Genomic DNA, 22,194 nt, shown 5'->3' on the forward strand with positions numbered 1-22,194 from the left:
TGAGGGCCTCGCGGGGAGGCTCTCGCTCGTCAGAAGGACGTCAGAAGGGCGTCAGGAAGGCGTCAGAAGGGCGGGCCCGGCTGGGTGCGGTCCGGCCAGGCGGGTGCTGTGGCTGGTGGGCTCAGTCCTTGGCCGGGTACCAGGCGGTTCTGACGACCTCGTCGGGCTGCTGCTGCTTCGTCGGGTCCTGCCAGGCCTGTTTGTTGTCGACGTGCTGCTTCATCAGCGCGTCGTTGAAGTCCTCGTTCTCCGCGTGGTTCTTGGACATATCGGTCAGCGCCTTGCCGATTTCCTGGAGCTTCGCGGAGAGGTGGCCCATCGACTCGTACATGCCGTCACGTACGCCCTCATAGGCCACGCCGAACTTCTCGCCGAGGTCGTCGTCGCCCCACGGCGGAGCGCCGTCCTTGCTGTCGAACGTCGTCAGTCCGCTGATGAACTGCTGGCCGAACGACTTGTCCTCCGGCTTGGGTGCGTTCGAGGGGTCGGCCGGCGGGCCCGCGCCCAGCGCACTCAGGCCGTTCATCAGCCGCGCCACGGACTGGTAGAAGTCCTCGCCGAGCTTGGTGAAGGTCGTGCCCTCGGACTTGAGGGACTCCACATCGGTCTGAAAACCGCCTGCTCCGGCCACAACGCCCCCCGCGTTCGTAACGGTTACCCAATGAGATGTTCAAGGTAAAGCTTAACTGTCGCCACTGACACGCCGACAGGTGTTGACGGTCCAGCCCTGTCCCGGCCGTGGCATCACCGCCGCCGAGCCTGGCCCGGTCCTGGCCCGGTCCCGGCCCGGTCGCGACTCAGGCCTCGGAAGACGGGCGGTAGATGCGGTGGTAGAGCTTCTCGGCCGCGGCCGGGGGGAAGTTGGGCAGGGAGGTGACGTCGCCGTTCTCCTTGTTGATGACGATGTTGCTGCCACCGGGAGAGGCGGGCGGGGCGGTGGGGTCCTCGGGGAGGGGCCAGCCGGCGTAGATGAGGTAACCGAGATCGAATTCGTGCACGTGCAGGCTGGCAGGACCGTTGGGCGAGCCGACATCGGGGAAGTGCTGACGGCCGATTTCGAGTGCCTCGTCCGCATTCGCCGGGACGGGCCGGGGCCCCTCGTCCGCCACCTGCGGGGGCAGCGGCGGAGGCGTGGGCGGCAGCGACCCGTTGTTCCCCGTCAGTCCGTTGCCTGCCGGGTTGCCACCCGCCACGTTGCCGCCTGCCGGGTTGCCGCCCGTCGGGCCGCTTGCCGTCGGGTCGCTTGCCGTCGGGTCGCTTCCCGTCTGATCGGAATCGGTCATGTGGCTGTCTCCTCGGCGCTGATCCTGTCGGTGATGGTCAACTTAACTCACGCGCTGATGGCCTGATCGGTTCGCCCGAGGGCGCGACGAGTCTGCATCTCCTACCGATGCTCTCGGTTCCCACGGGTGGCGTCAGGCGGGTGCTGTCGGTGTGCTGACTCGAAGCCGTGTGTTCACTCGAAGTTGACCAGCGACAGCCAGAACTCCAGCAGGTCCGCATCGCCGGTGACGGTGAAGGCCTCCTGGTCGGAGGAGCGGCGGCCGTAGATGAGGAGCAGGAGGTCGGTCAGTGGGGCGCTGACGGAGACGGCGGCCGGCTCCTTGGCGCGTCGCCAGGCCAGGGCGTCGCCGGTGAGGTCGACGAGCCAGTCGGCGGCGGCCTCCGGCGGGGTGTCCGTGGCGTGGAAGTGGAGCGTGCGGCCGGGGGCCAGGAGGGCGCGCCGGTCGGGGTGGTAGTCGAACATCTCGGGCAGCGAGCCGAGTTCCATCCACTCGTCGAGGGCGTCGAGGGCAACCGGCTGGGTGACGGAGAAGTCGGTGTTCAGGGCGAGGGTGGCGTCGGCCCGGTGGATGACCGTCTCGTGGCACATACGGCGCGCGAAGAAACGAGGACTCCCGGAGGGCAGCGGGGTCCAGATCCTGGCCTCCGGGCCGGCGGTGCGGAGCGTCGCGGCGAGCAGCTCGGCACCGTCGATGAGCCAGCCGGCGAGGGTGGCGGGCGGCTCCGTGGTGTCCCGGGAGAGGACACGCAGGGCCGTGTCGGGCGGGGGTGCGGTGGCCCGGGTCCGTACGACCTCCGCGACCCAGCGGTGGGCCTCGCCCAGGTGGCGCACCAGCTGGGCGAGGTTCCAGTCCGGGCAGGACGGTACGACGTGGCTGAGGTCCGTGTCCTCCGTGAGGGCGGAGCCCAGCAGGAGGGACTGGGTGACGATTTCGGTGCAGTGGCTGTCGTAATCCATGGCTGGGGGCATGACGTCACCGTAGGCGCCATTACGGACAACGCCCGGCTACGACGTCACTGAGGCGGCTGGTACTGCCGTCGGTAGTCAGCCCCGTCGGTAATCAGACCCGCCGACACCCGGAACCGCCGACACCCGGCCCCCCGACACCCGGAACCCCCGACACCCGGAACCGCAGCCGGCAGATCACCGCGTCCGTGTCGCGGCGGATCGCGTGGGCGACGACCGCGCCGCGCTGGTTCTGCAGGAGCCGCTGCCACAGGCGGGCCGGTCCGGCCTCCGGGATGAGGACGGTGATGCGGGTGCCGGGGCGGCGGGCGGTGAGGTCGGTGACGCAGTCGGCGATGGGGCGGCCGAGGGAGCGGGTCGCGGAGGGGAGTTCGAGGAGTTCCACGCCGGGGTTCCACAGTTCCCGGTCGCGGCGCAGCGCCTCGGTGGCCGGGCGGTCCTCGGGGGTGTCGTGGGTGACGGTGACCGCTATGACTTCGTTCCCCAGGGACACCGCCGCGTTCAGCGCTTCGCAGGTCAGCCGGGACAGGTGCGACACCGGGACGATGACGAGGGAGGGGGCACGGCGCGGGCGTCGGGGGCGGCGTAGGGGTGGGGCCGGGTTCCGGTTCCGGGCGGGGGAGGGGCCGTAGTGGCCAGGCCGGGGGCGGCGGCGAGTCCGTCGGCGTTCCGACCGGTGCACGGCCGGTATCCGGGGGTTCCTCAGGGCGGCCGTCGGGCCGGGAAACCGTCGTCATCGTTCGTCGTGCCTCCGTGCGGTGCGGTGCACCGCGCTGTGAGATGCACCGTGCTGCGAGGTGCACCATGCGGTGCGGTGCACCGTGTTTGTGCTGGGCCGGCCCTGTGCCGGGCTGTTCGGCTGGACCCGCCCAGCGTGCGGGCCCCGGCGGACGCCGACGAGCGGTCTTTGCGGTCCCTTGGCGGACGGCGGGGCGTTCTTCACGTGTTCTTGACGCGTGCGCCTCGGCCCTGCAGCGGGCACATGCCGCACGGCCGGATCCGGCGCCTCGTATGGCTGCTTTCCGGCGCCCGTGTCAACGCCACGTCATCGGCGCGTCAAGGTTGGGAGCGGCCGCATCAGCGCCCTGTAAACGTCTGGGGAGGGCCCGGTGCGCCGCCCTAGCGTCGAGGCATGGGACGGCGACGGGGCCTGGGGCCCGGCTTCACGAAGGACGGGGACGGCGGGGGCGGCGACGGAGGACGACGGGTCGTGTGGCGGCTGCCGGTCGCCCGGTCGGCGATCCCCCCGCCCCTGCCCGCGAACGGCACCGTCCACGACCGGACCTGGCTGCCCGAGCTGCGCGCCACGCTCTGCTGCACGGCCGGGCTGCTCGTCGTCATGCTGCTGGTCGACCTCGCCAACGGGACGCTCACGCCATGGCGCGCCGGATGCTGGGTGGCCGTCGCGCTGGTGCTGTTCGCGGTCCTCTTCCCGCCACGGGTGACGGCCGGGGACGGCTGGCTGAGGTCCCGTGGGCTGGTGCGCGGGCACCGGGTCGAGACCGACCGGCTCGTCGTCGTACGGCGCACCGACGGGATGGCGCCGCGGCTGGTGCTCCGCGACGCCCGGGGTGGCCGGGTCGAGCTGGATCCCAAGGTCCTCAGCGCCAACCCCGTGCTGTGGCACCGTCTCGACCAGGGCGTCCACCGGTCCCGTGAGCGCGGACTGCTGCGCTGCGGCGCGGCGACGCTCCAGGCCCTGGCGGACCGGATCGATCAGGACGGCGCGCGGGCGGTCTTCGAGGCGTCCGGGCTGGAGTGAGGCCCAGTCGGTCGGCACGGGGCGGCTGGGGGCCCGAGTGAGCGCTCAGCTCGGACGACAAGGGGCGGCTGGGAGGCCGGAGTGAGTGCTCAGTCGGACGTGGAAGATACGGAGAAGTCCCCGCCGACCTCCCCGTCGAAGTCCCCGCCGAAGTCGTAGTGCACGCCCGTCAGTTGTTCAGAGGCGGCCCAGAGCCGTTCGCCGTTCGTGTCCTTCTTCGTCCAGGGGGCGCGGAAGGACTGCGCCGGAGCGCCGCGCAGCCCGTTGCGCGGGCCGACGAAGGAATCCGGCCGCATGTGCGGGGCGGTGGCCGCGCAGAGGGTGCCCAGCGCGCCGCCCTCCGCGGGCTGGGCGATCAGGCGGTTGCCCAGCTCGATGACCCGTTCCGCCGCGTTGCGGCCTTCCATCCGGGCGCCCGCGGTCTGCAGGTTGGTGGCCGCGTAACCGGGGTGCGAGGCGGCCGCGACCAGCGGCGAACCGGCCGCCGCGAGCCGCCGGGCCAGCTCGTGGACGAAGAGCAGATTGGCGCTCTTGGAGCGGCCGTAGGCGATCCAACGCCCGTACGACCGCTCGCTGTTGAGGTCGTCGTAGTCCAGGTCGGCCAGCGCGTGCAGCATGCTGGAGACGGACACGACGCGGGCTCCCGGGGTGGCCAGCAGCCGGGGCAGCAGCAGTCCGGTGAGCGCGAAGTGGCCGAGGTGGTTGGTGCCGAACTGCATCTCGAAGCCGTCGGCGGTGGTGCGGTACGGCAGTGCCATCACGCCCGCGTTGTTGACGAGCAGGTCGAGGCGGTCGCCGGTGAGGTCGTCGAGGGTGGCCGCGAAGTCCCGTACGGAGGTGAGGTCGGCGAGGTCGAGCGGCCGGAACTCCACCTCGGCGGTGGGGACTTCGGTGCGCAGCCGGTCCAGGGCCGCCTTGCCGCGCGAGGCGCTGCGGCAGGCCAGCACCACGCGGGCGCCGCGGCGCGCCAGTTCGCGCGCGGTGATGTAGCCGATGCCGCTGTTCGCGCCCGTGACCACCGCCGAGCGGCCGGTCTGGTCGGGGATGTGGCTGGTGTTCCACCGGGTCACGCCTGCACTCCTCCCTAGGGGGCCGGCGGCCGGGGGGCGTTGGGCCCGCGGCCGACGAGCCGACGGATCACCCACCCTACGCCCGAGTAGCCCGGCCCGCGGCGGCGGGCCCGGGCTCGGCCGGGGGCGCCCCGGGCCAGCGCGATCACCGGGCCGGCACGATCACCGAGCCGGCCGGCACCCCCGTCGGCGTACCCCGCCACCGGCCGTCGTCACTCGCTGGCCCGCACTGCCACGGCCGTCGTCACCCGTTGTCCCGCACCCGCACCCCGTACACCGGCACCGACACCGACGGATCGTCGAGGCAGTCGCCCGACTCCAGGTCGAAGCGCTGCTTGAGCAGGGGCGAGGCCACGAACGGGCGGCCGTCGACGCTGCCGGTCAGGCCGCGGGAGAGGACCTGGGCGCCGGTGAACGGGTCGCGGTTGCCGATCGCGTACGGCCGGCCGGCCCGGTCCGCGAAGAGTGCGGCCTGGCTGCCGTCGGGGAGGAGCGCGGCCACTCCGCGCCCCGGAGTGAGGTCCTCCGGTGTGCAGACCGGGAGCCAGCCGCCCTCCGGGCAGTGGATCTCGACGAGGGCGGCCGCCGTGCCGTCGGACGTACCGGTGGCAGTACCGGCGGCCGTGCGCACGGTGGCTTCCGGCTCCGGCAGGACGGGCGTCGCTTCGGGCGAAACGGTCGTGGTCATCAGGCTCATCGAGCTCATCGGGCAGAGGTCCCTTCCAGAGTGCGAACGGGCAGGGTCGGTCCGGCCAGCAGCGTCAGATCCGGCTTGACCTGGTCACGCTCCGGGACGAAGCGGACCGAGGGGTCCGGCGCGCCGGGCGCGTTGACGAACGAGACGAAGCGGCCGAGCCGTTCGGGGTCGGCGAGGGTCTCGGCCCATTCGTCGCGGTAGTGGGAGACATGGGCGGCCATCAGCGCCTCCAGTTCGTCGCACAGCCCGAGGGAGTCGTGCACGACGACATCGCGTACGTGGTCGAGGCCGCCCTCGATCCGCTCCAGCCAGGCGGAGGTGCGCTCCAGACGGTCGGCGGTGCGGATGTAGAACATCAGGAAGCGGTCGATCAGCCGGATCAGTTCCGCGTCGCTCAGGTCCTGGGCGAGCAGATCGGCGTGGCGCGGGGTGGCACCGCCGTTCCCGCCGACGTAGAGGTTCCAGCCGCCGGCGGTGGCGATCACGCCGAAGTCCTTGCCGCGGGCCTCCGCGCACTCCCGTGCGCACCCGGAGACCGCGGACTTCAGCTTGTGCGGGGCGCGCAGCCCCCGGTAGCGCAGCTCCAGATCGATGGCCATCCGGACGGAGTCCTGTACGCCGTAGCGGCACCAGGTCTCGCCGACGCACGACTTCACGGTGCGCAGCGCCTTCCCGTACGCGTGGCCCGACTCGAAGCCGGCGTCCACCAGGCGCGCCCAGATGGCCGGCAGCTGGTCGACGCGGGCGCCGAAGAGGTCGATCCGCTGGCCTCCAGTGATCTTCGTGTAGAGGCCGAAGTCGCGCGCCACCTCACCGATGACGATGAGCTTCTCCGGGGTGATCTCACCGCCCGGGATCCGCGGCACGATCGAATAGGAGCCGTTCCGCTGGAGGTTGGCGAGGAAGTGGTCGTTGGTGTCCTGGAGCGCCGCCTGCTCACCGCCCAGTACGTAGCCGTCGGCGCCGACCGCCGGGGCGAGGGAGGCCAGCACCGAACCGACCGCGGGCTTGCAGATCTCGCAGCCCTCGCCGCCGCGCGCCTCCTCCCGGCCGTACGCGTCCAGCAGCTCGCCGTACGAGGTGATCCGACGGACCCGGACGATCTCGTAGAGCTCGGCGCGGGTGTGCGGGAAGCAGCCGCACAGGCCCTGGTCCTCGGACTGGGGCAGCAGCTGGCCGATCAGCTTCACACAACTGCCGCACCCGGTACCGGCCTTGGTGCACTGCTTGACCTCGGGGAGCGTGGCGCACGCCTGGATGGCGTCCTTGGTGACGTTGTGGCAACTACAGATCACCGCGTCGCCGGGCAGCGCGTCCGGGCCCAGTGCGGCGCCGCCGCCCTCCGCGAGACCGGCCGGCAGCACCAGCTGCTCGGGCGCCACCGGGGGCACCGTGCCGGTCAGCGGGCGCAGCGTGCCGTACGCGTCGGCGTCGCCGACCAGCACCCCGCCCAGCAGCGCGCCGTCGGCGCCGATCACCAGCTTCTTGTAGACGCCGCTGCGGGCGTCGGAGTAGACCACGTCGAGACAGCCGTCGGCGGCGCCGTGCGCGTCACCGAAGGAGGCCACGTCCACGCCGAGCAGCTTCAGCTTGGTGGACAGGTCCGCGCCGGTGAAGCCGGGGCGCTCCCCGGCGGGCTCCGCCGGCTCCTCAGCGAGGGCGGCGGCCTCGGCCAGGCGCTCGGCGAGGTCGGCGGCCGCCACCCGGGCCATGTCGTAGCCAGGCGCGACCAGCCCGTAGACCCGGCCGTCGACGGCCAGCGCGCACTCGCCGATGGCGTAGACGGCGGGGTCCTCGGTGCGGCACTGCGCGTCGATGACGATGCCGCCGCGCTCCCCGACGGGCAGCCCGCAGTCCCGGGCGAGCTGGTCGCGGGGGCGGACGCCGGCCGAGAAGACGACCAGGTCGGTGTCGATGCGGGAGTCGTCCGACAGGCCCATGGCGCTCACCGCCCCGGCCCCGTCCGCGACGATCTCCTTGCCGCCGACGCCGGTGTGGACCGTGAGGCCCATCTCCTCGACGGTACGGCGCAGCGCGCGGCCACCGCCCTCGTCGACCTGGAGCGCCATCAGCCGCGGCGCGAACTCCACGATGTGGGTGCGCAGTCCGAGCCCCTTGAGCGCACCGGCCGCCTCCAGGCCGAGCAGCCCGCCGCCGACCACCACACCGGTGCGCGCGTTCTTGGCGTACTCCTCGATGGCCAGCAGGTCGTCGAGGGTCCGGTAGACGAAGCAGCCCGCGCTGTCCTTGCCGGGCACCGGCGGGACGAACGGATACGACCCGGTGGCCAGCACCAGGGCGTCGTAGCGCACGGTCCGCCCCGAGCGGGCGGTGACCGTACGGGCGGCCCGGTCGACGGCGGTGGCCGGGTCGCCGAGGAGCAGTTCGATGCCGTGCCGGGCGAGGAAGTCGGGATCGGTCAGGCTCAGGTCGTCGGCGCTGCGGCCGGCGAAGTACGAGGTCAGCTGGACCCGGTCATAAGCCGGGCGGGTCTCCTCGCACAGGACGACCACCCGCGCCCGTGCGGTGACGCCGCGGTCGGCGAGCTCTTCCAGGAAGCGCTGGCCGACCATGCCGTGGCCTATCAGGGCGATGGTGGGGGCGGTGTCCGGTGAGGTGGCCGGTGCGGTGTCCGGGAGCGATGGAGTGGAGGTCATGGTCGTCAGCCTGCGGGGCCGCTGTTACCCGCCGGCATCTGGTATGTTTCCCGGGCGGAACGCCTGCCTCAGTGCGGGGGAGGCGGGCGTGTGAGGCACGGTCCCGGTTCTCGTACCAGGGGCGGTGATCCGGTGAGTACCCCTACTCATGCCGCGCTGGGGTCCGCCCGCCATCATGGGCGCATGAAGATACCGGGGACACTTACGGCGGCCGCCGCCGTGCTGCCCGTGGCCTTACCGGTCGCCGTGTGGGGGCTGCTGGGCCAGGACGACTACCAGGGCGTGCCGCCGTCCCGGCTGGACTATTTCGTCCGGCCCCCGGAGCTGCCGCCGGGCCTGGACACCGCGCTGGGCGTGCTGGCCCTGACGGCCGTGGTGGTGAGCGCGGTGACGCTGGCCCGCGCCACCTGCCACCACGCCTTCGACCGGCGCTGGTGGCAGGTGCTGGCCCCGCTGCTGGCGGCCGGGCTGCTGGCCGGCTGGGGATGGCGGGTGCTGACCGCCGGGACCATCGGCGCGAACATCGGGGCGGGCGTGGTCCTGATGGCCTTCGGCCCGGTGGTGGCCGCACTGGTGCTGGCCGCCGCCGGCCGCGGGATCTGGCTCGCCCGGCACTCCGGTTGAGTACGACCGTGCCGGGGGCTGCGGGCTCCACGGGCCCGGTGCCCCGGACCCGCCCCCTGCGCACCGTCCTGACCGCCCCCTTCACCCCTCGCAGCCTCGCGGCCGTGGCCCACGCCCTGCTCGCCGCGCCCCTCGCGCTCTGCGGACTGGTCCTGGTGCCGGGCGGGCTGGCGCTGGGCGCCGTGCTGTCGTGGACCGCCCTCGGGCCCTGGCTGCTGGCACTGACCGTACGCGGCGCCCTCGGCCTGGGAGGAATCCAACTCGCCCTCGCGCGGCGCCTGTTGGGCATGGACACCGAACCGGCGGGGCGGCGCGTCGCGCCCGGGGCGTTCGGCTGGCGGCGGGCGCTGCTCGGCGACCCGGCCGGCTGGCGGGCCGTCGCCGCCGCGCTGCTCACCCCGTTCACCGCCCTGCTGCCGCTGCTCGCCGTCCTGGTCGGCTACGTCTACGGCCTGCTGGCGCTCGCCCACCCCGGGCTGCGCCGCTGGAACTACGTCACCCTGCGCGGCGCGGACGGCTCGGTGCGCCGGGTGTCGCTGCAGATTTACGGCGTGGAGTTCGACAGCTGGCCGCGCTGGACCGTGGTGGTCGCCGCCGGTGCGCTGCTCGTGCTGCTCGCGCCCTGGCTGGTGCGCCGGGCGGGCGCCCCGCACCGGCTGCTGCTGCGCGCCCTGCTGGGCCCGAGCGCCGCGGAGGCCCGTATCCGCACCCTGGAGGAGACCCGCGCGCACGCCGTCGACGACGCCGTGGCCACCCTCCGCCGCATCGAACGCGATCTCCACGACGGCACCCAGGCCCGGCTCGTCGGCCTGGGCATGCACCTCACCCTCATCGGCGAACTGATCACCCAGGACGCCGACCGGGACCGGCTGCTCGCCGTGGTGGAGACGGCCCGGAGCAACGCCACCCGGGCCGTCACCGATCTGCGCCACCTCGTACGGGGCATCCATCCGCCCGCGCTCGACCAGGGCCTTGCGACCGCCCTGGCCACCCTCACCGCGGACGCCCCGCTGCCGGTCGCCCTGCACACCGCCCTCGGCCCGCGCCCCTCCCCGGCCCTGGAATCCCTCGCCTACTTCTGCGCGGCCGAACTCCTCGCCAACGCCGTCAAGCACAGCGGTGCGGCGCGGGTGACGGTCGAGGCGCGGCACGAGCCCGCGGACGCTGGGCCGGGAGACGCGGCCGGCCCCGCGGGCGGCTCCCCCGAGGGGGCTCTCCTGCTGACCGTGCGGGACGACGGGCGCGGCGGTGCGGTGGTCGGCGCGGGCACCGGCCTGACCGGGCTGCTGGGCCGGATCCGTACCGTCGACGGCACACTGACCTGCGACAGCCCGCCCGGTGGCCCTACGGTGATCACCGTCCGCCTTCCCTACCCGGCAACGGGCCGGGCGCCCACGTGAGGCGCGCTCGCGGGAGGCTGGACGGGGCAGACACGACGACCCGACGGGGGACCCCATGCGCATCGTCATAGCCGAGGACTCTGCGATCCTGCGCGAGGGCCTGGTCCAGCTGCTGGAGCTGCGCGGGGTGACCGTCGCGGCGGCCGTCGCGGACGCCGAGGCGCTGCTCGCGGCGGTCGCCGCGCACCGCCCGGACGCCGCCGTGGTGGACATCCGGCTGCCGCCCGGCCATACGGACGAGGGTCTGCGGGCCGCCGTCCGGCTCCGCCGCGACCACCCCGGTACCGGCGTGCTGATCTTCTCCCAGTACGTGGAGACCGCCTACGCCGACCGGCTGTTCGGCGCGGGCTTCGCCGGCGTCGGCTACCTCCTCAAGGAACGGGTGATGGACATCGGCGAGTTCGTGGCCGCGCTGGAACGGGTGGCGGCCGGTGGCACCGCGCTGGACCCGGACGTGGTGTCCCAGCTGTTCGGCGCGAGCCGCCGGTCCCGGGCGCTGGACGCGCTGACCCCGCGCGAGCACGAGGTGCTGGCCCTGATGGCCCAGGGCCGCACCAACCAGTCCATCGCCACCGCCCTGACCGTCTCCGAGCGGGCCGTCGAGAAGCACGTCGCCCATGTCTTCGCCAAGCTCGGCCTCCCGCCCTCGGAGACGGACCACCGCCGGGTGCTCGCGGTGCTGCGTTACCTGGAGGCCGCGGGCCCCGCCGGCGTGAGCTGAGCCGGGCACAGCCGGCGCGGCTGCGCGTCGGTGCGCAGTTCGGCGTCGACGCAGCCGCCCGGCAGCCCGTCGTGGGCCGTGCTGCCGAAGTTGGCGGTGACGGTCAGGGTGCCGTTGCCGAAGACCGTGCGCTGGACGGTGCGGTCACCGGTCAGCCACCGGAAGGACGTCATCCGCTCGGTCCCCGCGGCCCGGTGCAACGGCGCGAAGTACCGCTGCAGCGCGGCAAGTTCACTCCCGTGCTCGGTCAGCGAGCGACCGTCCAGAACGTAGTTGAGCGGCGTGTTGTAGAGCATCGCCAGCAGCGCCCGGGTGGTCTTCTGCGCCGGCAGCTTCTCGTAGGACAGCTCCCAGCGTTCGGCGTTGACCAGCGAGCCGTGCAGCGCGGTCTCGTACAGCGGCACCCGGTACTTCGGGTCGTACATCGCCTTCGCCACCTCGGCCGGCAGCCGCACCGGCTTGAAGAACGCCTTCGGTGCGTTCTCCGGGTAGTAGTTGCCCCAGTTCGGCTTGTCGCGCTCCAGTGCCCACAGGCCGTCCGCGACCGGGGTGCCCGAGCCGTGGTCGTATGCCAGCACCTCGTTGGCCCACGGCTGGGCCGATTCCGAGCCCAGCACGAAGTCCCGGGACAGCCGCCGCATCCGGGCCAGCCGGTTGGCCCGGTCGCCCGCCTTCGTCATCTCGTGCCCCGCGGTGTGGTCCCGGAAGACCTCCCCGGTCGCGTCGACGTCCAGGAAGTAGCTGTCCGCCCCGTTGGCGGTCATCGTGCGCGTACGGTCGGCCAGATAGCGCTTCGTCGGCTCGGCCTTCTCGAAGGCGCGCGAGCTGAGGTAGCAGCCACGGCCGCCGAAGCCGGTCTCCGGGGTGCCGTCCGCCTTTCGTATACAGAAGTCGGGATACACCCGGTCCGGCCACGCCGAGGTGGGACTGTCGGCGGTCTTCGGGTCCTGCCCGTTGGCGAACGTGTCGTACGGGCCGACGAGATAGCCCGCCTTCTTGGCGGCCCGCACCGCCGCGGCGTCCATCGGATGCGGGCCGGCGTCATAGCCGAGCCACATCCGCCCCACGCCGAGCCGCTTGAGCTTGTCGATACCGGCGGCGGTCCGCGCCTCGCCCCACACATACGCGTGGAACGCCCCGAGCAGCTTGGCGGTGGCCGGGTTCTGCCGGATCTTCCGCTGCAGACTGCCGAGCTTCCCGCGCTGGGCGAGGTACGCGCGGTAGTCGTCCGCCGGCGCGACCGGGTCGCCGTCGGTCAGCGCGAACGACACGTCGTACTCCCGGGTCCCCGCACCCCCGTCGAACGCATGGGTGGCGGTGCTCCGCAACCGCCCGCCCACGGAGGCGAACCGCAACGACGTCCCGATGTCCGTCGGCACGAGATAACTCACCCCGTGCCCCTGCCCGCTGCCCTTGCCGCCACCGGTGCGGCCGCGGGAGCCGTCCAGCGCATACCCCCACAGCGGCAACGCCAGATCCGCCCCCACATCGACCGTGCTCCCGGCCAGCCCGCCCTTCTCCGCCCCCGCGTTCCAGAAGGCGTCCCGCACCGGGATGTCCAGCCCTTCCCCACGCGGCAGTTGAACGGACGAGGCGGCCCGGTCCGTCCCGGTCACCGGCCAGCTCACCGACCCGTCCCGCTCCGCCCGCAGCCGGATCCGCAGCCGCCCGTGCTCCACGCCGGCCGACACCGACAGCCCCTTCGCGGGATAGCTCCAGCGCGCCCCGTCCGCCGTACGCGTCACCGCCCCCGGCTTCCCGAGCCCGCCCCCGGCCGCCGCCGCTGCCTCGGACAACACCATCCGCCGCCCGTCCCCGGCCCGCGCACTCACCGCGAGCGTCCCGGTGTCCACGACGGCCGTGCCACCCGCCACGGGCAACTCCAGCTTGCTCCCGTGCAGCGTCCCGGCGGCGGCCCTGTCACATCCGGTCACACCGAGGGCGGTCGAGGCGAGCGCGAGGGACGCGGCGAGGACGCGAGTGGTCCGGGCCCGGGAGAATCGGCGGCGACGCGGGCCGCCCGTGGGGGAGTTGACGCCCCGGGGGATCGTGAATGATGAGGTCATGCCCCCTGGATAGTGAGCACCCTTAAGAGCCTTCTAAGAAGCCTTCTAAGAGGTCGCGCAGATAGGCGTGTATTCATGTGCGCATGGGCGGCTGTGTGGGCGTGCGTCCCGGATGGTCAGGCTGCTGGTGCGAAGGCCGTGATGGCGTCGACGAGGTCGGCCGGAGCTTCCAGCGGGATCAGGTGACCCGTGTTCGGAATCACCGCGAAGTCAGCTCCGGATAGGTAGGGCACCAGGTTGTTGACGAGCACGTCGACGGGCTCGACATGGTCGTTCTCTCCGGCGACGACGAGGGCGGGGACGCTGATCATGCGGGTGTGCTCGCAGATGTCCTCCGCGATGCCGCGCAGCGGCCACTCCATGCGGGCGGCGTCGGTGCCGGCCCGCGAGTCGGTCGCGATCTGCGACTTGATCCATTCGGGCAACTCGGTCGCGGTGAGGATGTGATCCCGGGCGCCGGCGACGGACTCGTCGGAGTCGTAGGCGTGGGAAAGGCCTTCCCGGTACTCGGGAGTGATCCCTGCGGCGGGCTTCGCCGGAGCGGAACCAACGAGGATGATCCCGCGGAGGCCGGTGGGCCGGGTCGCCGCTATGAGCTGCGCGACCTTGCCACCCATGGAATGTCCGACGAGGACGTAGTCGGTGACGCCCACGTCGGCGATCACAGCGAGCGTGTCGTCGGCGAGTTGGCGGAGGGTGTAGGGGCCGGCCAGGTTGCTCGAGCGGCTCCACCCGCGGAAGTCGACAGTGAGCATGTCGCGTCCCGCGAGGCGGTCGACGACGAGGTCCCAGGTGCGGGCGGATCCACCCCAGTAGTGCAGAAACACCAGGGTCGGTCCGGTCCCCGGCCGGTGGTCATGGGCGGGCAGCAGCGGCTGCTGCGTCGTGTGCATCGTGACTCTCTCGATCAGTGTTCCGGGCGGTTGTTCCATGTGTTCATGGAATCTCTTCCGCTGGGCCGGGGCATCGGCATGACTGGTCGCCTGATGGTGAAAACTGGACAGATGACCGTGATCCGGCAGATGACCTACCAGCCCGTCGGTCGCCGTGCCGCCACTGTCGAAACCATGACGTTCGACCGCCTTCGCGAGCTGAACGACGGCGGGACACAGCGTGCCGATTTCCACGTCCTCGCCGTCGTCGATGCCGGGCACGGCTCCGTCACCGTGGACTTCCTCCGACACCTGATCCAGGAGCGGTCCGCGGTGTGGGTCGCTCCTGGAGCTGTGCACCGGTGGGATGACATCGCCGGCGTGGCTGGGCACGTCGTGCTGTTCGTGCCGACCGCGCCGGTCACCCACGCCACCCGGGAGCTCGTCGCGTCCCCGAACCTGGTCGCACACTGGAGCATTCCCGACGCCGACTGGCCGTTCGTCGACACCGCGCGTAACCATCTCCTCCTCGAAGCATCCGCCCCACCCGGGGATATCTCGACGGAGCTGCCCGAGATCCTGCTCTCCGCACTCATCGCCCGGCTCCGGCCCCCCCACGCCGAAGCACGGTCGATCAATCCGGTGTTCCGCCTGTTCCGGTCCAGCGTCGAAGCGCACTTCCGGGAACATCACGACGCCGGCTACTACGCCCGGACACTGGGGTACGCGCCCCGCACTCTCTCAAGAGCGGTGCAGCAGGTCACCGGCCGCAGCGCGAAGGTGTACATCGTCGATCGGATCGTCCTGGAAGCCAAGCGGCTCCTCGCACACGACCGTCTCACCGCGGCCGCCTGCGCCCAGACGCTCGGCTTCCCCGACGCGTCCAACTTCTCGGTGTTCTTCCGGAAGGCGACAGGCATGCGCCCTGGCTCGTGGCAGGCGACGGTGGCCGTCGGCACCATGGCTCCGACCGGCCCCAGCCTCGCCCACCAGGGGCCGGAGTCGTAGACCTGGTCTTCGGGGCGGTGCGGGGAGTCGCGTGCGGTGGGGGTCATGCCGGAGGTCTCCGAAGGGGTGTCATCAGGCCGAGGCCAGTCGCCGCGCCGCCAGTTCGGCGTAGACGGCGGCGCCGTCCGCCAGTACGGCGTCGTCGAACTCGGCGAGCGGGGAATGGTTGTTGGGGCTGCGCTCCGGGTCGGCGCCGCGGGGCGGGGCGCCGAGGAAGAGCATCGCCCCCGGGACCTCGGCGAGCACCCGGGAGAAGTCCTCCGAACCCTGGAGCGGCTGCGCCTGCGGCACGTAGCGCTCCTCGCCCAGTGCCTCGCGGATCGCGCCCGCCGCGAAGTCCGCCTCCGCGTGGTCGTTGACGGTGACGGGGTAGACCTCCAGGAACTCCGCGTCCACGTCCACCCCGTAGGCCGCCGCGATGCCGCGGCACACCTCCACCGTGCCGTCCTTGACGCGGGCCTGCGCCGCGTCCGAGAAGCTGCGCACCGTCGCCTCGAAGACCGCGGTGTCCGGGATGACGTTCTGCTTCGTACCGGCGTGGAACGTGCCCACCGTCAGGATCACCGGGTCGAAGACGTCGAAGGTGCGGGTGATCCACGCCTGCAGTGCGGTCACCATCGCGCAGCCCGCCTGCACCGGGTCCTTGGCACGGTGCGGCATCGACCCGTGGCCGCCCTCGCCGCGCACCGTCACCCGCAACGTGTTGGACGCGGCCATCGCCGTACCGCCACGGGTCCGGAAGACGCCGCTGGGCAGCCCCGCCGACAGTACATGGATCGCGTACGCCGCCACCGGCCGCTGCCCGGACGCGTCCAGTAGCCCCTCCGCGAGCATGTGCCGCGCCCCGTCGTAACCCTCCTCGCCCGGCTGGAACATGAACAGCACGTCCCCGGCGAGCCGGTCACGGTGCGCGCTGAGCAGTCGTGCGGCGCCGGTGAGCATGGTGGTGTGCAGGTCGTGACCGCAGGCGTGCATCCGCCCGTTGTCGGCGGCGAAGTCCAGCCCGGTCCGCTCGGCGACCGGCAGCGCGTCCATGTCCCCGCGCAACAGCACGGTGGGCCCCGGCCGTCCCCCACGCAACACGGCCGTCACCGAGCTGAGCCCGTCGCCCGTACTGACCTCCAACGGCACCCCGTCGAGCGCGCCCAGCACGGTCTCCTGGGTACGGGGCAGTTCGAGCCCCGTCTCCGGAATGCGGTGCAGGGTACGGCGCAGTTTGATGAGCTCGTCGGACAGCGCCCGGGCGTCGTCGCGGAGGTTCACGGAAGCTCCTTTTCAGGCGGCGAACTGCCCTTGTTTGACGGCCGAGATGAAGGTGGTCCAGTTGGTTGCGGCGAAGATGAGGGCGGGGCCGTCGGGGTGCTTGCTGTCGCGGACGGGGACGAGGCCGTGGGCGTCGGTGAGGGCGCGGGAGAACTCGATACAGGCCCCGCCGTTGCCTTCGCTGTGGGAGGACTTGGTCCACGCAAAGTCGCGGGTGAATTCGACGCAGTCGCCGCCACTGCCGTCGCTGCAGGAGGACTTGATCCATGTCGCAGTGCTGAGATCCATGCGCCCTCCTCAGGCGGCGAACTGCCCTTGTTTGACGGCTGAGATGAACGTGGTCCAGTCGTCGGCGGGGAAGAGAAGGGCGGGGCCGTCGGGGGCCTTGCTGTCGCGTACGGGGACCAGGCCGTGGGCGTCGGTGAGGGCGCGGGTGAATTGGAGGCACTGGCCGCCGTTGGCGTCGCTGTAGGAGGACTTGACCCATTGGGCGGCTGCAAGATCCAACTCGGGGCTCATGCGCGGTACTCCTTCAGCAGAGTCTTGATCAGAGCTAGTGATTGATCAGGGGACAACGCGTGCGCCCGGAGAAGATCATAATCGTCCAGGGCAGCATCGACCGTTTGTGCGGAGTCATTCATCCTGCCTCCTACCCGAGTCTCCGTGTACAGCACCGTGGGTGAGTCCGTGAAGCGCAGCACAGTGAATGGCTTCGTCGAGGCGGCGGGAGCGCCCGCGGTGAACGGCATGACCTGTAGCTTGACGTGTGGAGACGTGGCAGCGGCAAGAAGGTAGTCAAGCTGGCTGGCCATGACCTCGGAGCCGCCGACAACCGTTCGCAGACACGCCTCCTGCAGGATGGTCCAGAGGAACGGCCTATCGTCCCGCTCGAACACCTCGCGCCGCCGAAGTCGCGCGGCGACCGTGCCCTCGATCACCTCCGGCTCCTCGTTGGAGAAGTACGCGCGGAAGATGGCCCGCGCGTAGTCCTCGGTCTGGAGCAGCCCCATGACAAGGTTCGCCGAGTAATCCAGGATTCTTGACGCCTTGCGCTCCAGGTTGAGGTACGGAACGAACCACGACGGATGGTCCCCTTCGTCGATCCTGCGTAGCAGCCCGGCGAACAACTCGCCCGTTCCGAAGGCGATGTCGAGACCCTTGGCGAACTTCTCGCTGGGCCTGGCCAGAACGCCGGCCTCGACCCTGCTGACGTACGCCTCGGAGTAGCCCGCGGCTCTGCCCAGGCCCTTCTGGGTGAGCTTGCGTGCCAGGCGTACCTGTTTCACGTCGCGCCCGAAGCGCTGAAGCGGGTTCAAGTGGTCGGGTGAGGTTGCCTCGTCCATCGCTGTGACCTCTCGCCATGCGATCGCCGCCGGCATTTCAGCAGGCAGGTGACTTGCAGGCTCTTGTGCAAGTGATCCGATTCTATTGCCCGTCGCGTTGTCCGCGTGACCGAATGACTACATCCGGTTACTCGGCAAGCGCGCCCAGGAGGCCGACGACATGACGGACGAAACCCCCACATGCAACCCCGCACCCACCTCGACCCCCACCCCCCGACTCCTCCCCTGGACCGGCCCCGACGGGAAGCCATGCCTGCTCCTCGGGGACGGCGAGGGCTTCATCTCGCGGCTTGCGGACGACATCGAGGCCGAGCAGCTCTGCTACACCGCCGAGTTGCGCAAAGAGGCGCGGCGGATGCTCGACGGGCGGAGCTGGACGACCGGGGAGCTTCAGTTGCTGACCGTCGAGCTGACGGAGGCGCTCGACGCGGTGCAGCGGATCGCGGAGAGCCGGGGTGAGCGGCTGGTTCTTAACCAGCGGTCAAGCCGCTGATCGTGGAATGCCGTCGCTGGAGTACTTGGCGCTCGGTTACGGTCCCGCCATGTTCGTTGTCACAGTGACCTATACGGCGCCCCTGGCGGAAGTGGACCCGTGGAGACCGGCCCACGGCGACTGGCTGAAGGACCTCATTTCACGGCGGCTGCTGCTGGCAGTCGGGCGCCAAGTCCCTTTGGTGGGTGGCATCTACCTGACCGCCAAGATGCCCGTCGAGGAGCTCGGCCAGCTCCTCGCGACCGATCCGTACGTGCTCAACGGCGTCGCCTCGCACAGCGTGGTCGAGTTCGAACCCTTGCTGGTCGCGCCCGGCTTGGAGGACCTCAAGCGCCATGGGTGAGTGCTCCCTCGGCAGCAGTGGCGCGAGCACCGCCCCCACGCACACGCAGACACACCGATTCACACCGATTCACACCGAGACGCACCGAGGCACTTCGGGGGGCGCCGTGTACAGCTTCTACGTGTTCGAGGGCTCGCTCTGGCAGGGCGGCGGTGGTTGGGAGCACCTTGAGGTGTGCAGCGACCTCGAAGAGCTCGACGCCTCGGTCGCGTACTACGTGCGCACGGGTTCGTGGGCGGTCGGCGATGCGTTCGTGGTCAGGGTGTACCAGCGCGGGGAGCTCCTGACGGAAAGGGAGCTGGGCCCGTTCGTGACGGTGAAGGTCCCCGGGCTGACGGCGATGCGGTCCGCGGCGGACATGCGGACCAGTGGCGGTGTACCGGAGCCCGGTGGGCGGTACGACGGCATGGAGGAGTACGCGATCTGGGAGGAGCTGCCCCAGGACATGTACGAGATCGCGACGGAATCTCCCGAGCGCATCCAGGTGAGCGTCGACCGGGACGGCCTTGCTCTGCCGGCGCTGGTCCCGCCCGTGCTGCCGCCGGGGGTCGGTGTCGTGATCGACGGGCGCGAGTTGCCCTACGGCCGCACCTCGACCCTGGACGGCTGCCTCTGATCCGGCGGACGTACGCCCCTTCCGCTGACGTACGTCCCTCCCGCGGACGTGCGCCCCTCCCGCGGACGTACGTCCCTCCCGCGGACGCATGCCCCTCCCGCCCCGGCGGTGTTCGTCACAGCGGCCGTAATTCCGGGCCCGGGCCGCGGCCCGCTTCTTAAGATCAGCCGGTGCCCGCTGACATATCGCTGTTCGCCCTGACCCTGCTCTGCCTGGCCGCGCTCGCGGCGGGCTGGATCGACGCCGTGGTGGGCGGGGGCGGACTGTTGCTGCTCCCGGCGCTGCTGGTCGGCCTTCCGCACACGCCCGCCGCGTACGTCCTCGGCACCAACAAGTCCACCGCCATCGTGGGCACGACGGCGGCCGCGGTCACCTACGTGCACAAGGCGCCGATCGATCTGCGGACCGCGCTGCGGATCGGGCTGGCGGCGGTGGCCGGCTCGCTGGGCGGGGCGTTCTTCGCGGCCGGGATCAACAGCGAGGTGCTGCGCCCGCTGATCATGGCGGTCCTGCTGGGTGTGCTCGCCTTTGTGCTCTTCCGCCCGGCCTTCGGGACCGCACCGGCGCCGTCCGGACCGGTCTCCCGGCGGCGGGTGCTCGCCGCGGTCCTCGTCGCCGGTCTGGGCATCGGCTTCTACGACGGCCTGATCGGGCCGGGGACCGGCGCGTTCCTGGTCATCGCGCTCGCCGCGGTGCTGCACATGGACCTGGTGACCTCGTCCGCCACGGCCAAGGTCGTCAACGTCTGCACCAACGTCGGCGCGCTGACGATGTTCGCCGTCCAGGGCACCGTGCTGTGGCAACTCGGCGCGCTGCTGGCGCTGTTCAACCTCGTGGGCGGCCTGGTGGGTGCCCGGATGGCGCTCAAGCGCGGGGCCGGGTTCGTCCGCGGGGTGCTGGTGGTCGTGGTCGTCGCCCTGCTGTGCAAGCTGGCGTACGACCAGTGGATCGCGGTCTGAGGGGCGCGATGCGGGCCGCGATGCGGGGCGAAGGGCGGCTCGATCGGCTGTGGCCCGGCGGCTCAGAACCGGCAGTGGTACAGCCGCCAGGTGTCCCGCACCGCCGGCACCTTGGCCGCGGCCCGGGCGGCCAGCCGGGAAGCGGGCGGCAGTTGCCCGATCCCCGGGAGCTCCAGTGCGCTGACGTCCTCGACGATCCGCAGGCGCGGGCTGAGCGCGGCGATCCCCGCGCGGTCGGTGCCCCAGCGCACCCGGGCCCCGGCCTTCCTGAGCACACGGCTGAGCCGCTGGGTACGGACGGCGAAGCCGCTGAAGGCGTCGAAGGCCGCGGCGCCGTGCGGTGCGTGGACGATCAGCCGCCGCAGCAGCGCGGTGGCGTCCGCCTCGGTGAGGTACATCAGCAGCCCCTCGGCGACGATCATCAGCGGCCGGTCCGCGGGCACCTGGGCGACCCACGCCGGGTCGGTCACGGAGGAGGGGACGGCCGTGTAGTCGGCCGCCGGCTCCGGGAACAGCTGCCGGCGCAGAGCGATGACCTCGGGGTGGTCGACGTCGAACCAGCGCACTCCGGGGCCCGGGGCCAGCCGGTGGACGCGGGTGTCGAGGCCGCAGCCCAGATGCACCACCACCGCGTCGTCGTGCCGGTCCAGGAACTCCGCCGTCCAGCGGTCCAACTGGCGGGCGCGCAGGGCCACCGTGACGGCGTCGCCGGCGCTCAGCCGCATCGCGCGGAAGTCGTAGTCGATCCGGCGGACGGTGTCCAGGGCCATGGTGTCGCCGAGGACCGGGTGGGGGGAGAGGCAGTCGACCGCGCGGGCGTAGAGCGTGGGAAGCAGGGTCTCCTTCTCGCCGGTCAGCCGCACCGCGTTGCCCGGCCCGCCGGTGCCCGGACCGCTAATGCCCGGACCGCTAATGCCCGGCCCGCTGGTGCCCGCCCCACCGCTGCGGGGGCCGCTGCCGCGCGGGCGATTACCGGCGGGGCCGTCACCGGGCCTGGAACTCGTCATGCTCCTCAAGCTACATAAGATTCAGAAGAACGTGAAGAGTCGAGGGCCTCTACCCCCGCGCCGCCCCCGCCGTCTCCGCGCCGCGGACGTCCTCGCCCTTGAACTCCGTGACGGACGTCAGCAGCACCGCCGAGTCCTCCATGGCCTCCACTCCGTGCCGCTCCTGCGGGAGCACGACGATCTGACCCGCTTTCAGTTCCCTGCCGTTGCCCGGCCCGGTCAGCCGGACCCGGCCCTTGAGGACCTGCAGGCTCGCCGCCGGTGGCGCCTGGTGCTCGTCCAGCGAGGCGCCGGCGATCAGTGCGATCACGGTCTGCCGCAGCGGACCGTCGTGGAGGAAGAGATGGGCGCTGCGTCCGTGCGCGGAGGCCCTGGCGTCGTCGAGCTGCTGGCGGGTGAGTGCGTCGAGGTCGTCCATGGTGCTGGCCTTTCGATGCGGTGCCGGCGGCTGGCTCCCTTCCATCGTTGCCGCTGTACCAGCGGATGCAACCGGGGAATTCGGCCCCGTGCTTCCGGGTGCGTGCCCCTGCGGGGGGCGGCCCGTCAGCTGAGGAATGATCATCCCGGTCCGTACGATGCGGGCAGCGTCCGTTTGTCCCCCACCGGGTGCCCACCATGTGCCCGCGCCATGTCCCCCACCATGAAGGATGCCGCCGTGGCCGATCCCACCGACCCGACCTCCCGCCCGGGCGACCCGACCTCCCGCCGGGGTGAACCGCCCGTGTCCACCGAGTTCCTGACCGTCATGACCACCACGGACAGCGAGGAGGCGGCCGAGCGCCTGGCCCGCGGCGCGATCGAGGGCCGGCTCGCCGCCTGTGCCCAGGTCGGCGCCCCGGTGACCTCGGTCTACCGCTGGAAGGACGCGGTGGAGACCTCGCGGGAATGGCAGGTCTTGTTCAAGACCTCGCAGGTGCGCTACCCGGAGCTGGAGCAGTACCTCCTCCAGGCGCACGACTACGAAACCCCCGAGATCATCGCCACCCCGATCACCCGCGGCGGGGCCGGCTATCTGTCCTGGGTCGCAGAGGAGACGAGCTGA

General features: G+C 71.8%; 24 protein-coding genes and 1 pseudogene. 10 read left to right on the plus strand and 15 right to left on the minus strand.

All coding sequences use genetic code 11. The features are described 5' to 3' along the window. Positions 1-121 precede the first annotated feature (121 nt). From ACGF4C_RS19230 to ACGF4C_RS19245, 4 genes and pseudogenes are all read right to left on the minus strand, one after another. Positions 122-601 (minus strand): hypothetical protein, encoded by a 480-nt coding sequence (locus tag ACGF4C_RS19230; RefSeq protein ID WP_393567662.1) that lies wholly within the window; start codon positions 599-601, stop codon positions 122-124. Positions 602-797: 196 nt separating this feature from the next. Then, positions 798-1,283 (minus strand): hypothetical protein, encoded by a 486-nt coding sequence (locus ACGF4C_RS19235; RefSeq protein ID WP_393567663.1) that lies wholly within the window; start codon positions 1,281-1,283, stop codon positions 798-800. Between the two features lie 173 nt (positions 1,284-1,456). Next, the gene (locus ACGF4C_RS19240; RefSeq protein WP_393567664.1) at positions 1,457-2,254 is read right to left on the minus strand and encodes a maleylpyruvate isomerase family mycothiol-dependent enzyme; all 798 of its coding nucleotides are present in this window, start codon (positions 2,252-2,254) and stop codon (positions 1,457-1,459) included. Positions 2,255-2,345: 91 nt separating this feature from the next. Beyond that, positions 2,346-2,837 (minus strand): annotated as a pseudogene (locus ACGF4C_RS19245) (amino acid permease); the annotation flags it as partial. Positions 2,838-3,383: 546 nt separating this feature from the next. Between ACGF4C_RS19245 and ACGF4C_RS19250 the strand changes: the two are divergent. Next, positions 3,384-4,013: a hypothetical protein gene (locus ACGF4C_RS19250; RefSeq protein WP_393567666.1), complete on the plus strand. Its 630-nt coding sequence runs from the start codon at positions 3,384-3,386 to the stop codon at positions 4,011-4,013. Between the two features lie 89 nt (positions 4,014-4,102). On the opposite strand, the gene ACGF4C_RS19255 is transcribed toward ACGF4C_RS19250, so the two are convergent. The 3 genes from ACGF4C_RS19255 to nirB form a co-directional block, all read right to left on the minus strand. Then, on the minus strand, positions 4,103-5,083 hold the full coding sequence (locus tag ACGF4C_RS19255) for an oxidoreductase (RefSeq protein ID WP_393567667.1): 981 nt from the start codon (positions 5,081-5,083) through the stop codon (positions 4,103-4,105). 244 nt (positions 5,084-5,327) lie between these two features. Continuing rightward, on the minus strand, positions 5,328-5,771 hold the full coding sequence (gene nirD / locus ACGF4C_RS19260) for a nitrite reductase small subunit NirD (protein ID WP_393567761.1): 444 nt from the start codon (positions 5,769-5,771) through the stop codon (positions 5,328-5,330). Positions 5,772-5,785: 14 nt separating this feature from the next. Further along, entirely contained in the window at positions 5,786-8,437 is a 2,652-nt protein-coding gene (gene nirB / locus ACGF4C_RS19265; protein ID WP_393567668.1) for a nitrite reductase large subunit NirB, read from the minus strand. A gap of 183 nt (positions 8,438-8,620) precedes the next feature. Between nirB and ACGF4C_RS19270 the strand changes: the two genes are divergently transcribed. From ACGF4C_RS19270 to ACGF4C_RS19280, 3 genes are read left to right on the plus strand one after another with little or no spacing between them, the layout of a single operon-like run. Next, positions 8,621-9,061, plus strand: coding sequence for a hypothetical protein (locus tag ACGF4C_RS19270; RefSeq protein WP_393567670.1), 441 nt, complete (start codon positions 8,621-8,623; stop codon positions 9,059-9,061). A gap of 8 nt (positions 9,062-9,069) precedes the next feature. Next, a complete protein-coding gene (locus tag ACGF4C_RS19275) occupies positions 9,070-10,461 on the plus strand; it encodes a sensor domain-containing protein (protein ID WP_393567672.1) in 1,392 nt (463 codons plus the stop codon). A gap of 55 nt (positions 10,462-10,516) precedes the next feature. Beyond that, on the plus strand, positions 10,517-11,182 hold the full coding sequence (locus ACGF4C_RS19280; protein ID WP_030415009.1) for a response regulator transcription factor: 666 nt from the start codon (positions 10,517-10,519) through the stop codon (positions 11,180-11,182). Here the strand turns inward: ACGF4C_RS19280 and ACGF4C_RS19285 are convergent. Together ACGF4C_RS19285 and ACGF4C_RS19290 are read right to left on the minus strand one after the other, a co-directional pair. After that, positions 11,146-13,248, minus strand: coding sequence for a glycoside hydrolase (locus tag ACGF4C_RS19285; protein ID WP_393567674.1), 2,103 nt, complete (start codon positions 13,246-13,248; stop codon positions 11,146-11,148). The two genes, ACGF4C_RS19280 and ACGF4C_RS19285, sit on opposite strands and share 37 nt — an antisense overlap. A gap of 116 nt (positions 13,249-13,364) precedes the next feature. Beyond that, positions 13,365-14,141: an alpha/beta fold hydrolase gene (locus ACGF4C_RS19290; protein ID WP_393567675.1), complete on the minus strand. Its 777-nt coding sequence runs from the start codon at positions 14,139-14,141 to the stop codon at positions 13,365-13,367. A 111-nt stretch (positions 14,142-14,252) separates the two neighbouring features. On the opposite strand from ACGF4C_RS19290, the gene ACGF4C_RS19295 reads away from it, so the two are divergent. After that, positions 14,253-15,128, plus strand: a complete 876-nt coding sequence (locus tag ACGF4C_RS19295; RefSeq protein ID WP_393567763.1) for a helix-turn-helix domain-containing protein — start codon at positions 14,253-14,255, stop codon at positions 15,126-15,128. Between the two features lie 72 nt (positions 15,129-15,200). On the opposite strand, the gene ACGF4C_RS19300 is transcribed toward ACGF4C_RS19295, so the two are convergent. The 4 genes from ACGF4C_RS19300 to ACGF4C_RS19315 are packed head-to-tail and all read right to left on the minus strand — an operon-like array spanning position 15,201 to position 17,734. Beyond that, the gene (locus tag ACGF4C_RS19300) at positions 15,201-16,391 is read right to left on the minus strand and encodes a M20 family metallopeptidase (protein ID WP_393567676.1); all 1,191 of its coding nucleotides are present in this window, start codon (positions 16,389-16,391) and stop codon (positions 15,201-15,203) included. A 12-nt stretch (positions 16,392-16,403) separates the two neighbouring features. Further along, a complete protein-coding gene (locus ACGF4C_RS19305) occupies positions 16,404-16,679 on the minus strand; it encodes a DUF397 domain-containing protein (protein WP_393567678.1) in 276 nt (91 codons plus the stop codon). A 9-nt stretch (positions 16,680-16,688) separates the two neighbouring features. Then, positions 16,689-16,910, minus strand: coding sequence for a DUF397 domain-containing protein (locus tag ACGF4C_RS19310; RefSeq protein WP_393567679.1), 222 nt, complete (start codon positions 16,908-16,910; stop codon positions 16,689-16,691). Next, positions 16,907-17,734, minus strand: a complete 828-nt coding sequence (locus ACGF4C_RS19315) for a helix-turn-helix domain-containing protein (protein ID WP_393567680.1) — start codon at positions 17,732-17,734, stop codon at positions 16,907-16,909. Before ACGF4C_RS19315 ends, ACGF4C_RS19310 begins: the two co-directional genes overlap by 4 nt. Positions 17,735-17,894: 160 nt before the next feature. Between ACGF4C_RS19315 and ACGF4C_RS19320 the strand changes: the two genes are divergently transcribed. From ACGF4C_RS19320 to ACGF4C_RS19335, 4 genes are all read left to right on the plus strand, one after another. Next, positions 17,895-18,227 (plus strand): hypothetical protein, encoded by a 333-nt coding sequence (locus tag ACGF4C_RS19320; RefSeq protein WP_393567681.1) that lies wholly within the window; start codon positions 17,895-17,897, stop codon positions 18,225-18,227. A gap of 49 nt (positions 18,228-18,276) precedes the next feature. Further along, positions 18,277-18,570 carry a YciI family protein gene (locus tag ACGF4C_RS19325; RefSeq protein ID WP_393567683.1) on the plus strand — a complete coding sequence of 98 codons (294 nt, stop codon included), beginning with the start codon at positions 18,277-18,279 and terminating at the stop codon, positions 18,568-18,570. Positions 18,571-18,676: 106 nt separating this feature from the next. Beyond that, entirely contained in the window at positions 18,677-19,186 is a 510-nt protein-coding gene (locus ACGF4C_RS19330; protein ID WP_393567685.1) for a hypothetical protein, read from the plus strand. 170 nt (positions 19,187-19,356) lie between these two features. Further along, positions 19,357-20,145: a sulfite exporter TauE/SafE family protein gene (locus tag ACGF4C_RS19335; protein ID WP_393567687.1), complete on the plus strand. Its 789-nt coding sequence runs from the start codon at positions 19,357-19,359 to the stop codon at positions 20,143-20,145. A 62-nt stretch (positions 20,146-20,207) separates the two neighbouring features. Here the strand turns inward: ACGF4C_RS19335 and ACGF4C_RS19340 are convergent, their stop codons facing one another. Further along, complete coding sequence (locus ACGF4C_RS19340) at positions 20,208-21,152, minus strand: class I SAM-dependent methyltransferase (RefSeq protein WP_393567689.1); 945 nt, start codon at positions 21,150-21,152, stop codon at positions 20,208-20,210. Between the two features lie 49 nt (positions 21,153-21,201). Further along, positions 21,202-21,570: a cupin domain-containing protein gene (locus tag ACGF4C_RS19345; RefSeq protein ID WP_393567691.1), complete on the minus strand. Its 369-nt coding sequence runs from the start codon at positions 21,568-21,570 to the stop codon at positions 21,202-21,204. 237 nt (positions 21,571-21,807) lie between these two features. On the opposite strand from ACGF4C_RS19345, the gene cutA reads away from it, so the two are divergent. Beyond that, entirely contained in the window at positions 21,808-22,194 is a 387-nt protein-coding gene (gene cutA / locus ACGF4C_RS19350) for a divalent-cation tolerance protein CutA (RefSeq protein ID WP_393567693.1), read from the plus strand.

This window comes from Streptomyces sp. NPDC048197, from assembly GCF_043202395.1.
GTDB classification, from domain to species: Bacteria; Actinomycetota; Actinomycetes; order Streptomycetales; family Streptomycetaceae; genus Streptomyces; species Streptomyces siderophoricus.

Excerpts from the sequence above, each read along its gene's own strand:
- ACGF4C_RS19235 (WP_393567663.1), bottom strand. The coding sequence starts at position 1,283 with ATGACCGATTCCGATCAGACGGGAAGCGACCCGACGGCAAGCGACCCG.
- ACGF4C_RS19240 (WP_393567664.1), bottom strand. The coding sequence starts at position 2,254 with ATGCCCCCAGCCATGGATTACGACAGCCACTGCACCGAAATCGTCACC.
- ACGF4C_RS19250 (WP_393567666.1), top strand. The coding sequence starts at position 3,384 with ATGGGACGGCGACGGGGCCTGGGGCCCGGCTTCACGAAGGACGGGGAC.
- nirD (WP_393567761.1), bottom strand. The coding sequence starts at position 5,771 with ATGACCACGACCGTTTCGCCCGAAGCGACGCCCGTCCTGCCGGAGCCG.
- nirB (WP_393567668.1), bottom strand. The coding sequence starts at position 8,437 with ATGACCTCCACTCCATCGCTCCCGGACACCGCACCGGCCACCTCACCG.
- ACGF4C_RS19270 (WP_393567670.1), top strand. The coding sequence starts at position 8,621 with ATGAAGATACCGGGGACACTTACGGCGGCCGCCGCCGTGCTGCCCGTG.
- ACGF4C_RS19280 (WP_030415009.1), top strand. The coding sequence starts at position 10,517 with ATGCGCATCGTCATAGCCGAGGACTCTGCGATCCTGCGCGAGGGCCTG.
- ACGF4C_RS19285 (WP_393567674.1), bottom strand. The coding sequence starts at position 13,248 with ATGACCTCATCATTCACGATCCCCCGGGGCGTCAACTCCCCCACGGGC.
- ACGF4C_RS19290 (WP_393567675.1), bottom strand. The coding sequence starts at position 14,141 with ATGCACACGACGCAGCAGCCGCTGCTGCCCGCCCATGACCACCGGCCG.
- ACGF4C_RS19295 (WP_393567763.1), top strand. The coding sequence starts at position 14,253 with ATGACCGTGATCCGGCAGATGACCTACCAGCCCGTCGGTCGCCGTGCC.
- ACGF4C_RS19305 (WP_393567678.1), bottom strand. The coding sequence starts at position 16,679 with ATGGATCTCAGCACTGCGACATGGATCAAGTCCTCCTGCAGCGACGGC.
- ACGF4C_RS19310 (WP_393567679.1), bottom strand. The coding sequence starts at position 16,910 with ATGAGCCCCGAGTTGGATCTTGCAGCCGCCCAATGGGTCAAGTCCTCC.
- ACGF4C_RS19315 (WP_393567680.1), bottom strand. The coding sequence starts at position 17,734 with ATGGACGAGGCAACCTCACCCGACCACTTGAACCCGCTTCAGCGCTTC.
- ACGF4C_RS19320 (WP_393567681.1), top strand. The coding sequence starts at position 17,895 with ATGACGGACGAAACCCCCACATGCAACCCCGCACCCACCTCGACCCCC.
- ACGF4C_RS19325 (WP_393567683.1), top strand. The coding sequence starts at position 18,277 with ATGTTCGTTGTCACAGTGACCTATACGGCGCCCCTGGCGGAAGTGGAC.
- ACGF4C_RS19340 (WP_393567689.1), bottom strand. The coding sequence starts at position 21,152 with ATGACGAGTTCCAGGCCCGGTGACGGCCCCGCCGGTAATCGCCCGCGC.
- ACGF4C_RS19345 (WP_393567691.1), bottom strand. The coding sequence starts at position 21,570 with ATGGACGACCTCGACGCACTCACCCGCCAGCAGCTCGACGACGCCAGG.